We start from the raw sequence: 12,839 nt of genomic DNA, 5'->3' as shown, positions 1-12,839 counted from the left end.
CGTCGGGGAGGCTCACATGAGTGGTCGGATCACGGCTTTGGACGTGTTGCGCGGGGTGGCGGTCCTGGGGACGCTCGGCACCAACATCTGGATCTTCACCGACCCGGCCGGGCCCGGCGGGTTCCTCGACGGCGCGTCGGGGCCCGTCGAGGCGCTGGTGCGGATGGTCAGCAACGGGAAGTTCCTGGCGTTGCTGTCGATCCTGTTCGGGATCGGGTTGGCGGTGCAGCACCGGTCGGCGGTGCGGCGCGGGCAGCGGTGGCCCGGCTGGTACCTGTGGCGGTCGGCGCTGCTGATGGTCGAAGGGCTGCTGCACTTCGTGCTGATCTTCGAGTTCGACGTGCTGATGTTCTACGCGCTGGTGTCCGTCGCGGTGGCGTTCCTCGTCGGGCGCGGGACGCGGGTGGTGTGGGGGTGGCTGGTCGGCGCGGCCGTCGTGCACGTGCTGCTCGTCGGGCTCGTGACCGTGGCGCTGTTCCTGGGGGAGGCGTCGACCGGTGGCGGGTTGGCGATCGACACGTCCGGCTGGTGGGCGCAGGTGCGGTCGCGGCTGGACCACTTCCTGGTGTTGCGGGCCGAAGCCGTGTTCGTGGTGCCGTTGAGCACGGTGCTGTTCCTGGCCGGGGTGCTGCTGCTGCGGGCCGGGGCGCTGGAGGACTCCGTGCGGGGGCGGCGGGTCCGGCGGCGGTTGACGGGGTGGGGCCTGGGGGTCGGGCTGCCGCTGAACGTGCTGACCACGCTGGCCGGCGGCGAGTGGTTCGCGGTCGACCGGTACCTGTGCGCGCCGCTGGTGGCGTTCGGGCTGCTGGGCGGGATCACCGCGCTGGTGCACCGGATGCGCGCCGAGCCGGGGGTGTTGCGGGCGGGCGTCACGGCGGTGGGGCGGACCGCGTTGTCGTGCTACATCGGGCAGAACCTGATCGCGTCGGTGCTCTGCTACCCGTGGGGCCTGGACCTGGTCGGGCGGTTCGGCCACCTCGGCGGGTGGTTCACCGCCGTGATGTGGGTGGTGGTCTCGGCGGTGCTGGTGCTCGGCGCGTCGTGGTGGACGCGGCGGTTCAGCCGAGGGCCGGTGGAGGCGGTGTGGAACTGGGCCTACCGCGCGCCGCAGCGCCGTTCGGCGGTGGTGTGAGCAGCCGGTGGTGTGAGCAACCGGTGGTGGGTGCGGCCGTGAGGTCCGACCGCCGGCCCGGCGAGGGGGAGACGGCGTCCACAGTGGACTGGTGCCGGGCTCGTGCGGGTGGCGGGTCCGGCGTACCGTCGGCTCCATGACTGCGGAACGCGGGCGGGTGCGGGTCGAGACCGGGGCCAAGCGGGTGCGGGCCTACCTGGCGGGCTCGCTGGTCGTGGACACGGTGCGGCCCGCGCTGGTGTGGGAGAAGCCGTACTACCCGACCTACTACTTCCCGGCCGAGGACGTGCGCGCCTCGCTCGTGGCGACGGGGGACGTGCTGCGCTCGCCGAGCCGGGGCACGGGCGAGGTGCACGACGTGCGGGTCGGTGACGTGGTGGCCGCGCGGGCGGCGATCACGTTCCCGGAGTCGCCGCTGGAGTCGTTGCGCGGGGCGGTGCGGCTGGAGTGGGACGCGATGGACGAGTGGTTCGAGGAGGACGAACCGGTCTACGTCCACCCGCGCGATCCCCACAAGCGGGTCGACGCGCTGCCGAGCAGCCGGCACGTGCGGGTCGAGGTCGGGGGCGTGCCGGTCGCGGAGTCGCGCCGGCCGGTGATCCTGTTCGAAACCGGGCTGCCGGCGCGGTACTACCTGCCGATGACCGACGTCCGGATGGACTTGTTGCGGCACACCGAACTGCGGACGGGCTGCCCGTACAAGGGCACGGCGGAGTACTGGTCGGTCGTGGTGGGGGACGAGGTGTACGAGAACGTGGTGTGGGGGTACCGGACGCCGCTGCCGGAGAGTCGCGCGGTGGCCGGGATGGTGTCGTTCTACAACGAGAAGGTGGACATCTTCGTGGACGGCGTGCGCGAAGAGCGACCGCGAACGCAGTTCAGTTAGCCCGATCGGGTTGATCCGGTCACCGGGTCGCGTTACCGCCCGGACACGACCTGCCGACCGGCGAACGTCGGGCCGGTCGCCCGGTGTCGTGGGGCCGGCCCGCCCGGTGGCCGACCCCGGTGCCCCGCTGCCCGTGCCCCGCGCGACCCGGCCGACCTCGGCCGACCCGGCCTGCGGTAGGTTGCCCGCGCAGTGCGAGGTGGACCGGGCCGAGGTGGTCGCGTTCCACGGTCCCGCAGTTCCGGCGGCCGGTCGAGCAGCGTCCCGGCCCCTCCTGGCGAACGGGGGAAGTGGACATCGTCATCGACCATCGTGGGGGTACGGGGACGCTCCGCAACGGGCTGTTCCGCCCGGACGGCGGATGGTCGTCGGTCGTCGTTCCGGTGGAAAGTCGCCTGGTGCCCTCCAACGTGTTCCCCGCGTCGCCCAAAGGCCACCGCGACCCCCGGATCGTCGCCCGCAAGATGACGCTCCTCCAGGCCCCGCACATGAAGCCGCTGACCGAGTTCGCGCGCAGGATCGCGGGTGAGCGCAAGGCCGACGTGCCGCTGTTCGACCCGGCGAGCGGCGGGGTCAAGTCGAAGGTCCTGCTGCTGCTGGAGTCGCCCGGACCGGCTTCGACGGGTACCAGGGCGGGTTCCGGCCTGATCTCGCTGGACAACGACGACCAGACCGCCGTGAACGGGTTCAGCGCGCTCAAGGAGGCGGGGCTGTCCCGCGAGGTGTGCCTGAACTGGAACGTCGTGCCGTGGTACCTCAAGGGGCACGCGCCGACGCCCGCCGACCTGCGCGCCGCTGTGCCCTACCTGGTCGAACTGCTCGGGATGCTCAAGGAGCTGAAGGTGGTCGTGGTGCTCGGCACCCCGGCCGGCACCGGCTGGGGCCTGTCGGGACGCGGGTACGGGCTGAAGGTGTTCAACGCGCCGCACCCGTCGCCGCAGTCGATCAACCGCGACCGGGCCACCCGGTGGCCGCAGTTGGTGGGAGCGTTCCGCCAGGCGGCGGACGCCCTCAAGTAGGGCCGGGCCGCCTGGGCGGGGTCACCGGGATGGGTGGCCCCCGCCGAACACCTCCTACCCCGCGAACCGCCCCACCTCCCGCGCCCACTGGGCGAAGGACGTGGCCGGCCGGCCCAGGACCCGCGCCACGTCGTCGGTCACCACGGCGTTGCGGCCCGACCGCGACCACAGCACGCCGCTGCGCCAGGCCGGGTCGAAGGCGGCCGGGTCGACGTCCACCACCGCCACCGCACGGCCGCGCGCCTCGCCGAGGATCGCGACCTGCTCCGGCACGCTCAACGCCGCCGGTCCGGTGAGGGTGTAGAGCTGCCCGTGGTGCGCCGACGAGGTCAGCGCCGCCACCGCCACGGCCGCCACGTCACGCGGGTCGATCACGGCCTGCGGCACGTCGCCGGTCAGGTTGTGCACCGGCTCCCGGGTCAGGTTCGTCGCGAACGACGACGGCCGCAGCACCGTCCACTCCAGACCGCTGTCCCGCACCGCCTCCTCGCCGGCCAGGTGCCACGGCGCGATCACCTCGCCCTCCCACTCCTCGCCGGTGCCGACGGCGGACAGCCGGACGATCCGCCGCACGCCCGCCTTCCGGGCCGCCGCGACGAAGTTCGCGTCGTGGACGGCCGTCTGCGCCGCCGGCACCAGGTAGGCCGCCTCCACCCCGGCCAACGCCTCCGCCAACGACCCGGGGTCGTCGTAGTCGCCGTGGACGTGGTCGGGCCGGGTGGGGTTGCGGGTCATGCCGCGAACGTCGTCGCCGCGCTCCAGCAGGAGGTCGCGGACCAGTCCGCCGGTGGTGCCGGTCGCGCCGGTGATCAGGTACATGACCTGATCCTGCGCCCGCGCCGGCCCTCGGGGATTGGAAGAATCGGCGCTGTCGCCGGGCCCGCCCGCTCGGCACCCCGCGCACGGCCTTGGCCGGCATCGGGCGCACGGACGGCATCACGGGCAGGTCCACCGGGCGAGCGCAGGTCGGGAACGGAATCGGCACCCCGTGCGAAACGAGGGCCGGAGTTGTCCGCAATAACTCCTAGAGTTGCCGCAACGACCGAGAGAGAAGGCCCCCATGACGAACGCCACCGCGCAGCTCACCACCGAGCAGGCCGACCTGTTGTCCACCCTGGCCACCCACCGGGGCTTCCTGCTGCACACCGTGCGGGACCTGACCGACGAGCAGGCGGCGGCCACGCCCACGGCCAGCGCGCTGTCCCTGGGCGGGCTGATCAAGCACGTCCGGTCGGTGGAGGAGAGCTGGATGCGCTTCGCCGTCGGCGGCGCGGAGCTGATGATGAGCGAGCAGGCCGACTGGGAGAACGGCTTCCGGATGGTGGCCGGCGAGACGCTGGCCGGCCTCGTCGCCGACTACCGGGAGACCGCCCGCAAGACCGGGGAGCTGGTGGCCGGCCTCGACGCGGACGCCGCGCACCCGCTGCCGGAAGCGCCGTGGTTCGAAGCGGGTGCCGTGTGGACGGTCCGCCGGGTGCTGCTGCACCTGATCGCCGAGACCTCGCAGCACGCGGGCCACGCCGACATCATCCGGGAGACGCTGGACGGCCAGAGGACGATGGGCTGACCGCTCGGCGCGCACCGGGGGAGCCCACCGCCTTATTCCCGCTTCCGCGTCCGGATGATCGTGAGCTTTCCCCCGCGCTGCCCACCCCCGGGGTCTCGTAGAGTGCGAACGGGGACGAGCCAGGAGGAGCGGCAATGGGGCTGAAGATCGGCTACAAGGCGTCCGCGGAGCAGTTCGGGCCTCGGGACCTCGTGGAGTACGCGGTGCGCGCCGAGGAAGTCGGCCTGGACAGCGTGACCGTGTCCGACCACTTCCTGCCCTGGCGGCACGAGGGCGGGCACGCGCCGTTCGCGCTCACCTGGATGGCCGCCGTGGGGGAGCGCACGAGCCGGGTCCTCATCGGCACGAGCGTGCTCACGCCGACGTTCCGCTACAACCCGGCGGTGATCGCCCAGGCGTTCGCCACCATGGCCCTGCTGCACCCGGACCGGATCATGCTCGGCGTCGGCACCGGCGAGGCGCTGAACGAGATCGCCGTGTCCGGCCGCGAGTGGCCCGCGTTCAAGGAGCGCTTCGCCCGGCTGCGGGAAGCGGTCCGGCTCATCCGCGAACTCTGGACCAGCGACAACGTCAACTTCGACGGCGAGTACTACACCCTGGTCAACGCCAAGGTCTACGACCGGCCGCGACGCCCGGTGCCGATCTACATCGCCGCCGGCGGGCCGACCGCGGCCAAGTACGCGGGCCGCGCGGGCGACGGGTTCATCTGCACGTCCGGCAAGGGCATGGAGCTCTACACCGACCAGTTGCTGCCCGCCGTCGCGGCCGGTGCCGAGGCCGCCGGGCGCGACCCGGCGGCGATCGACCGGATGATCGAGGTCAAGCTGTCCTACGACCGTGACCCGGAGGCCGCGCTCGCCAACACCCGGTTCTGGGCCCCGCTGTCGCTCACGCCCGAGCAGAAGCACAGCGTGGACAGCGCCGAGGAGATGGAGCGGCTGGCCGACGAGCTGCCGATCGACCAGGTCGCGAAGCGCTGGATCGTCGCCTCCGACCCGCAGGACGCGGTCGCGCGGATCAAGCCCTACCTCGACGCCGGTTTCGACCACCTGGTGTTCCACGGGCCGGGCCACGACCAGGAGCGGTTCCTCACCCAGTTCGCCGAGGACGTCGTGCCGCTGCTGCGCGAGCTCGGCTGAGTCGGAGTCGGCGTCGGCGTTCGAGTCGGCGTCCGGGCCCGGGAGCGCGGCCGGCCGTCGGCTCAGAACCGGGCGAACCGGCGGATCTGCCGCTCGTGCGCCGGGTACCGGGGTACGAGGTCGTCGGCCTTCGCGAACTCCACGACGTCGTCGGTGTACGGCGGCACGACGATCGTGCCCACCAGGGACCACGCGCCCTCCGGCGCGCTCGCCTGCCACACGCCGGGCTCCACGACCACCTGCGGGCGCTGGCCGGCGGCGAGGTCCAGGCCCAGGACGGGCTCCTCCGCGCGACCGTCCGGGTGCAGCAGCAGCATCCGCAGCGGCGCGCCCGCGTGGTGGGCGTAGACCTCCAGGTGCGCCAGCCGGTGCAGGCCGGAGACCTCGGGCGCGCGCAGCAGGTAGTAGATCGCGGAGGCCTCCGGCGACCGCCACGTCTGGGCCCAGTGCCCGCCCTCGACCGGCAACTCCGCCAGCCCGAGCAGGTCGACCGCCTCGTCCGGGGTCACGTCAGCTCCGCCTCCACCGACCCGTGCACCACGACCATCCCCTTGCCGAGCCGCTTCGCCGTGTACATCGCCGCGTCCGCGCTGCCCAGCAGGTCGTCGGCGGTCAGCGCCGGGTCGTGCGCGGTCCGGTGCGAGATGCCGACGCTGGCCCGGATGTGGTGCTCGCCGCCGGGGGTCCGCAGCGGTGACGACATCGTGTCCAGCACGCGCCGGCCGATCTCCTCCGGCGGCGACGGGTAGCCGTCCACCAGGACGCCGAACTCGTCGCCGCCCAGCCGGGCCACGGTGTCCTGCGCGCGCACGCAGTGCTGGAGGCGTTGGGCGACGATCCGCAGCACCGCGTCACCCTCGGCGTGGCCGTAATTGTCGTTCACGTCCTTGAAACCGTCCACGTCGATGAACAGCACCACCAGCGGCTCGGGGTTCGCCAGCGCCGCGTCGAGCCGCTCCCGGAACAGCACGCGGTTCGCCACCCCGGTCAGCGGGTCGTGGTACGCCTGGTGCCGCAGCCGCTCCCGGCTGTCCCGCAACTGCTCCAGCAGCCGGACGTTGTCGACCAGCGTCAGGAGCTGCCGCGCGATCACCAGCAGCACCACCGCCAGGCCCACGTAGATCTCCAGCGGGTTCAACCGCACCCCGGTCGCCGTGCCGACCACGATGAACAGGCCGGTGATCAGCATCGGCAGGTAGGGCACCAGGATGTGCAGCATCTCGCCCGCGCGCAGCTTCCCGGCCGGTGCCCGCTCCCGGCCGGTGCCGCTCGGCGCGACGGACGACAGGAAGTACAGCGCCGGGCACACCATGAACCCGATGTCGGCGGCCACCGGGATGTCCGTCGCGCCCTTGCCGACCAGGTAGGCGAACACCCAGCCGGAGGCCGACTGGCCCAGCCCGGCCAGCGCCACGAACAGCATCGGGAGCTGCCGCACCGACCGGTGCGACCAGGACGACACCAGGAGCACGACCAGCATCACCAGGTACGCCGCCGGGTGCGCCACCACGGTCGCGAAGCCCGGCCCGGAGGTGGCCCAGGCCCGCACCATCGACTCCAGCAGCGACACCCAGGTGAGCACGAACAGCGAGCCGACCACGATCAGCCCGTCCAGCACGATCACCACCCGGTTGCGGTGGTTGGGCAGCGACCCGGTGCCGCCGTGCCCGAGCACCAGCACCGCGCACAGGGCCAGCACCGGCACCAGGATGAAGCCCAGCGGGGCGATCGTGGTCGACGGCAGCGGGACGCCCAGGAACACCAGTCCCCACGTCCACGCGCACAGCCCGACCACCAGGCTCGCCATCGAGGCGGCCATCCACAGCCGCCACCGGCGCGCCGTGCCCTGCCGGCGCAGGCCCGCGCGCCAGTAGCAGACCATCGCCGCCGTCGCCCCGGCGAGCTGGGTGAACTTGTCGACCGCGACCGCCGCCGGCCGGTCCAGCGCACCGGACAGGACCAGGGTCACCACCACGACCAGGCACGCGCAGACGGCAGCCGCGATGAGGCTGAACCGTCTCAGGGTCATGGCACCCCGTCTATGCCGCGACTGGAGTCGATCAGTGGACCGAGTCACTGTAGTGACCCGGTGACGCTGTGTCGACCGGGGGGTCCGCGCCGGTCACCGACGCGTGTCGGGCCGGGCCCGCGACCGGCGAACCGGTACGGTTCGAACTGGTGTTCGTGACGGGCTTTCCGAGGGGACCAGCGTGCGCGTGTTCGGAGTCGACCCCGGCCTGACCCGCTGCGGTTTCGGGGTCGTCGACGGCGGTCCCGGCCGCACCGTGCGGCCGGTCGCGGTGGACGTCGTGCGCACGCCGGCGGACGCGGACCTGGCGGTCCGGCTGCTCCAGCTCTCCGACGCCGTGGAGGAGTGGCTCGACCGGTACCGGCCGCAGGCGGTCGCCGTCGAACGGGTGTTCAGCCAGCACAACGTGCGCACCGCGATGGGCACCGCCCAGGCGGGCGGCGTCGTGGCGCTGTCGGCGGCGCGGCGCGGCCTGCCGGTCGTGTTCCATACCCCGAGCGAGGTGAAGGCCGCCGTGACCGGCTCCGGCCGCGCGGACAAGGCCCAGGTCACCGCCATGGTCACCAAGATCCTGGGTCTCCGGGTGGCCCCTCGGCCCGCCGACGCCGCCGACGCGCTCGCGCTGGCCATCTGCCACCTGTGGCGCGCACCCATGCGCGCCCGGCTGGAGGAGGCCCAGGCCAGGGCGGCCGAACTCGCCCGCGCGCACCGCGCGAAACTTGCCCAGGCCACCGCCCGGCACGCCGCCGGGCCGACGCGGGCCCAGACCGGAGGGAAGACCGAGTGATCTCGTCGCTGCGCGGGCAGGTGCTGTCCATCGGGCTCGACCACGTGGTCGTGGAGGTCGGCGGCGTCGGCTTCGCGGTGCAGGCCACGCCCACCACGCTGGCCGGGCTGCGCCGGGGCGACGAGACCCGGCTGGACACCGCGCTGGTCGTCCGCGAGGACTCGCTGACCCTGTTCGGGTTCGCCGACGCCGAGGCCCGCGAGCTGTTCGGCCTGCTCCAGACGGTGTCCGGGATCGGGCCCCGGCTCGCCCTGGCGACCCTGGCGGTGCTGGAGCCGGACCAGTTGCGCGCCGCGCTCGCCGACGGCAGCGTCACCGTGCTCACCCAGGTGCCCGGCATCGGCCGCAAGGGCGCGGAGCGGCTGATCATCGAGCTGCGGGACAAGGTCGGGCAGCTCGCGACCGCGCCCGCCGCCGCGCCCGGCGCGGGCCGGGTGCGCACCCAGGTCGCGGAGGCGCTGCTCGGCCTCGGGTTCCCGGCCAAGCAGGCCGAGCAGACCGTGGACGCCGTGCTGGCCGAGGACGGCTCGCTGGGCACGTCGGAGGTGCTGCGCCGGGCGCTGGCCGCGCTGGGCCGCAAGCGATGACCTTCGAGGAGTTCGAGCCGGACAGCGCGCTCGACCCGGAGCGCGACCCCGCCGAACGGGACGTCGAATCCACCCTGCGGCCCCGGGACCTGCACGAGTTCGTCGGCCAGCCCAAGGTGCGCGAGCAGTTGGAGCTGGTCCTCCAGGGCGCGATGCGGCGCGGTTCGCCGCCGGACCACGTGCTGCTGTCCGGGCCGCCCGGCCTGGGCAAGACCAGCCTCGCCATGATCATCGCGGCCGAGCTCGGCGCGTCGCTGCGGATCACCTCGGGGCCCGCGCTGGAGCGCGCCGGCGACCTGGCCGCGATGCTGTCCAACCTGGTCGAGGGCGACGTGCTGTTCATCGACGAGATCCACCGGATGGCCCGGCCCGCCGAGGAGATGCTGTACCTGGCGATGGAGGACTTCCGGGTCGACGTCGTGGTCGGCAAGGGGCCGGGCGCGACCAGCATCCCGCTGGACATCGCCCCGTTCACCCTGGTCGCCGCGACGACCAGGTCCGGTGCGCTGACCGGGCCGCTGCGCGACCGGTTCGGGTTCACCGGGCACATGGAGTTCTACAGCGCGGACGAGCTGGAGCTGATCATCCGGCGGTCGGCCCAGATCCTCGGCGTCGACCTGCGCGAGGACGGGGGGCGGGAGATCGCCGGGCGGTCGCGCGGCACGCCCCGGATCGCCAACCGGCTGCTGCGCCGGGTGCGCGACTTCGCCGAGGTGCGCGCGGACGGCGCGGTGACCCGCGCGGTGGCGCGCGACGCGCTGGCCGTCTACGACGTGGACGAGCTGGGCCTGGACCGGCTGGACCGGGCGGTGCTGGGTGCGCTGGTGAAGTCGTTCGGCGGCGGGCCGGTGGGGGTGTCCACGTTGGCCGTCGCGGTCGGCGAGGAGCCGACCACGGTCGAGGAGGTGTGCGAGCCCTACCTCGTCCGCGCCGGTATGTTGGCGCGTACGCCGCGTGGCCGGGTCGCGACCGCCACGGCGTGGCTGCACCTGGGGCTGGAGCCCCCGGCGAAGGCTCCTGGTGAGGCCACCCGCACGCTGTTCGACGACGCCGGCGACTGATCGGGATTGCTGACCTGGCACAATCGGCGGCGGCATCCCAGAAATCCGGACGTTCCGGGCAGACCTGTCCCGCCGCGCCGGTTGAACGGAGAATGATGGGCAACCTCTCTTCCCTGATGTTCCCGCTGCTGCTCGTACTGCTCGCCGTGCCGCTGTTCCTCAGCGCGCGCAAGCAGAAGAGGGCGGCCGCCGAGCAGCAGGCGCTGCTCAACTCGCTGGAGCCCGGTGACCTGGTCATGACCACGTCCGGGCTGTACGGGACGGTCGTCGAATCCGGCGAGGAGCTCGACGACACCAAGATCGAACTGGAGATCTCGGAGGGCGTCGTCACCACCTGGCTGCGCCAGGCGATCCGGGAGAAGGTCGTGACCGACGTCGAGGAGGACGAAACCGACGCCGTGGTCGACGACGTCGCCGACGACACCGCCACCGCTCCCGCCGTCGTGGACGAGCCGGCCCGTCCGGTCCAGCAGGACAGCAAGAAGTAGCAGCGCGAAAAGCGAATGGGTTGTGCCGCCGCGCGGCACAACCCATTCCTCGCCGTGCCCTTTCCGGCGGGCATTCCCCTGGTCAAGTGTGAACGCCGAACGGCCGATGTGACGGGTCCGGTGGACGCCTTATGGCCGGTCAGGCCATTGTCCCGGAGGTTCGCGACCGGAGCGGAATCCGGTGACAGACAACTCACACGGTGCGGGGTACGCTGCGCAATCGACCCGGCAGGGCAGTGCCGGGCGGGCATGCGCTGCCCTGATCCGCAACCACGGTCGCGGCGGCGTTCGACATCATCTTCGGAGTTCTAGGAGACGGACGGACCGTGGCACCTCCGGCCGGGCAAATCCGCCCCGCGAAGTACTTGGGCGCGTTTGTCCTCATCGTGGTCGCGCTGTACTCCTTGGTGTTCTTCACCGGGAACGGCAAAGCGACTCCCAAGCTCGGCATCGACCTCCAGGGTGGCACGCGGGTCACGTTGACCGCACGCGCACCCGACGGGCAGACGCCGACGGACCAGGCGCTCGACCAGGCCCGGGAGTTGATCGAGACCCGGGTCAACGGTCTCGGTGTTTCCGGCGCGGAAGTCGTGCGCGACGGCACCAACCTGGTCATCACGGTGCCCGGTGCGGACAGCGAGGGCGCGAAGCGCCTGGGCCAGACCGCGAAGCTGAACTTCCGCAAGGTCGTCGGCTCGCCGCTGCCCAACGCCGCGCCCGAGCCCCCGCCGACGTCGGGCACGCCGGGCACGTCGGGCTCGGCCGCGCCGACCACGACGCCGAGCGCGCCGCCGTCCGGTTCGGAGACGGCGTCCGCGCCCACCACCACCGCCCAGGGCCGGCCGGCCCCGGCGTTGGCGGGCCAGCCGACGACCACGACGCCGCCCGCCACGACGACGTCCGCTCCGGCCAAGCCCGAGGTCGACTGCCGCAAGGTGTTCAGCGGCGAGTACTCGGAGAAGGCCGAGGACTCCATCAACGAGTCGCGCACCTGCCGCCAGGACCCGGCGCTCACCACGCTGGACGCCCAGACGGTGACCCAGGCGCTGACCGCGTTCACCTGCCCGGCCAAGGACCCGCTGCTGGGCAACGACGACCCGTCGCTGCCGCTGCTCACCTGCGACCAGAAGCGTGAGTTCAAGTACGTCCTCGCGCCGGTCACGCCGCCCGCCGACGGCAGCGTCAAGGACTCCGACTTCAGCCTGTACACGCGGCTGAGCGGCGAGGACATCAGCAACGCCACCGCGGGTACGGACCCGCAGGGTGCCGGCTTCATCGTCAACCTGACCTTCAAGGGCGACGGCGGCGACAAGTGGGGCAAGTTCACCTCGGCGAACGTGTCCCAGCAGGTCGCCGTGGTGCTCGACAGCCAGGTGGTGTCCGCGCCGAACATCAACGAGCCGATCATCGGCGGCAACACCCAGATCTCCGGCAAGTTCAGCCAGCAGGACGCCGACGGCCTGGCGAACGTGCTCAAGTACGGCGCGCTGCCGCTGTCCTTCGAGGCGTCCGAAGCCGAGACGGTGTCCGCGACCCTCGGCCTGGCCTCCCTGGAAGCCGGTCTGATCGCGGGCGGCATCGGCCTGCTGCTGGTGTTCGTCTACTGCCTGCTCTACTACCGCCTGCTCGGCGTGCTGACCATCCTCTCCCTGGTGCTGTCGGGCGTCGTGGTCTACGCGGTGCTGGTGCTGCTCGGCCGCTGGATCGGGTTCACCCTCGACCTCGCGGGCATCGCCGGTTTCATCGTCGCGATCGGTATCACCGCGGACTCGTTCGTCGTCTTCTTCGAACGGTTGAAGGACGAGGTGCGCGAAGGCCGGTCCTTCCGCTCGGCCGTGCCCCGCGCGTGGGTGCGCTCCCGGCGCACGATCCTCTCGGCGGACGCGGTCAGCTTCCTGGCGTCCGCGATCCTCTACGTCATCGCGGTCGGCCAGGTGAAGGGCTTCGCGTTCACCCTGGGCATGTCGACCGTCCTCGACCTGATCGTGGTCTTCCTGGTCACGCACCCGCTGGTCGCGATGGTCTCGAAGTCGAAGTCCCTGTCCAGCCCGAAGCTGTCCGGCCTCGGCGGGGCCGTGCAGGCGGGTGCCGACGAGCGGGCCGCCAACGCGGCCGGCAAGAGCGCCGCCGTGAAGGAGGTCTGA

13 protein-coding genes are annotated in these 12,839 nt (G+C 72.5%); 10 read left to right on the top strand and 3 right to left on the bottom strand.

Features of this window, described 5'->3' with window-relative positions:
- The first annotated feature begins 16 nt into the window (after nt 1–16).
- The 3 genes from AB0G01_RS21325 (at nt 17) to AB0G01_RS21315 (ending at nt 3,037) form a co-directional block, all read left to right on the top strand.
- Nucleotides 17–1,132 (top strand): DUF418 domain-containing protein, encoded by a 1,116-nt coding sequence (locus AB0G01_RS21325; RefSeq protein ID WP_360948021.1) that lies wholly within the window; start codon nt 17–19, stop codon nt 1,130–1,132.
- A 136-nt stretch (nt 1,133–1,268) separates the two neighbouring features.
- Entirely contained in the window at nt 1,269–2,018 is a 750-nt protein-coding gene (locus AB0G01_RS21320; RefSeq protein WP_360948019.1) for a DUF427 domain-containing protein, read from the top strand.
- Between the two features lie 398 nt (nt 2,019–2,416).
- On the top strand, nt 2,417–3,037 hold the full coding sequence (locus tag AB0G01_RS21315) for a uracil-DNA glycosylase (protein WP_360948017.1): 621 nt from the start codon (nt 2,417–2,419) through the stop codon (nt 3,035–3,037).
- A gap of 54 nt (nt 3,038–3,091) precedes the next feature.
- Here the strand turns inward: AB0G01_RS21315 and AB0G01_RS21310 are convergent, their stop codons facing one another.
- A complete protein-coding gene (locus AB0G01_RS21310) occupies nt 3,092–3,856 on the bottom strand; it encodes an NAD(P)H-binding protein (protein ID WP_360948015.1) in 765 nt (254 codons plus the stop codon).
- Nucleotides 3,857–4,097: 241 nt separating this feature from the next.
- Between AB0G01_RS21310 and AB0G01_RS21305 the strand changes: the two genes are divergently transcribed.
- The gene (locus tag AB0G01_RS21305; RefSeq protein WP_360948013.1) at nt 4,098–4,604 is read left to right on the top strand and encodes a DinB family protein; all 507 of its coding nucleotides are present in this window, start codon (nt 4,098–4,100) and stop codon (nt 4,602–4,604) included.
- A gap of 134 nt (nt 4,605–4,738) precedes the next feature.
- Complete coding sequence (fgd, locus tag AB0G01_RS21300; RefSeq protein WP_360948011.1) at nt 4,739–5,743, top strand: glucose-6-phosphate dehydrogenase (coenzyme-F420); 1,005 nt, start codon at nt 4,739–4,741, stop codon at nt 5,741–5,743.
- Between the two features lie 62 nt (nt 5,744–5,805).
- Here the strand turns inward: fgd and AB0G01_RS21295 are convergent, their stop codons facing one another.
- Together AB0G01_RS21295 and AB0G01_RS21290 are read right to left on the bottom strand one after the other, a co-directional pair.
- Nucleotides 5,806–6,252, bottom strand: coding sequence for a cupin domain-containing protein (locus AB0G01_RS21295; protein WP_360948009.1), 447 nt, complete (start codon nt 6,250–6,252; stop codon nt 5,806–5,808).
- Nucleotides 6,249–7,772, bottom strand: a complete 1,524-nt coding sequence (locus AB0G01_RS21290; RefSeq protein WP_360948007.1) for a GGDEF domain-containing protein — start codon at nt 7,770–7,772, stop codon at nt 6,249–6,251. Before AB0G01_RS21290 ends, AB0G01_RS21295 begins: the two co-directional genes overlap by 4 nt.
- Before the next feature lie 181 nt (nt 7,773–7,953).
- Here AB0G01_RS21290 and ruvC point away from each other — a divergent pair, with 181 nt between their 5' ends.
- The 5 genes from ruvC to secD all read left to right on the top strand — a co-directional run bounded on the left by ruvC (nt 7,954) and on the right by secD (nt 12,839).
- Nucleotides 7,954–8,559, top strand: a complete 606-nt coding sequence (gene ruvC / locus AB0G01_RS21285) for a crossover junction endodeoxyribonuclease RuvC (protein WP_360948005.1) — start codon at nt 7,954–7,956, stop codon at nt 8,557–8,559.
- Nucleotides 8,556–9,146, top strand: coding sequence for a Holliday junction branch migration protein RuvA (gene ruvA / locus AB0G01_RS21280; protein ID WP_360948003.1), 591 nt, complete (start codon nt 8,556–8,558; stop codon nt 9,144–9,146). Before ruvC ends, ruvA begins: the two co-directional genes overlap by 4 nt.
- On the top strand, nt 9,143–10,207 hold the full coding sequence (ruvB, locus tag AB0G01_RS21275; RefSeq protein ID WP_360948001.1) for a Holliday junction branch migration DNA helicase RuvB: 1,065 nt from the start codon (nt 9,143–9,145) through the stop codon (nt 10,205–10,207). The genes ruvA and ruvB overlap by 4 nt, the downstream gene beginning before the upstream one ends.
- A gap of 95 nt (nt 10,208–10,302) precedes the next feature.
- Complete coding sequence (gene yajC, locus AB0G01_RS21270; protein ID WP_360947999.1) at nt 10,303–10,695, top strand: preprotein translocase subunit YajC; 393 nt, start codon at nt 10,303–10,305, stop codon at nt 10,693–10,695.
- A 326-nt stretch (nt 10,696–11,021) separates the two neighbouring features.
- Nucleotides 11,022–12,839 carry a protein translocase subunit SecD gene (gene secD / locus AB0G01_RS21265; RefSeq protein WP_360947997.1) on the top strand — a complete coding sequence of 606 codons (1,818 nt, stop codon included), beginning with the start codon at nt 11,022–11,024 and terminating at the stop codon, nt 12,837–12,839.

The organism is Actinosynnema sp. NPDC023587 (assembly GCF_040640215.1).
GTDB lineage: Bacteria > Actinomycetota > Actinomycetes > Mycobacteriales > Pseudonocardiaceae > Actinosynnema.
The sequence above is the reverse complement of the archived record's forward strand: the minus strand, read 5'-3'. Positions and strand labels throughout refer to the sequence as shown.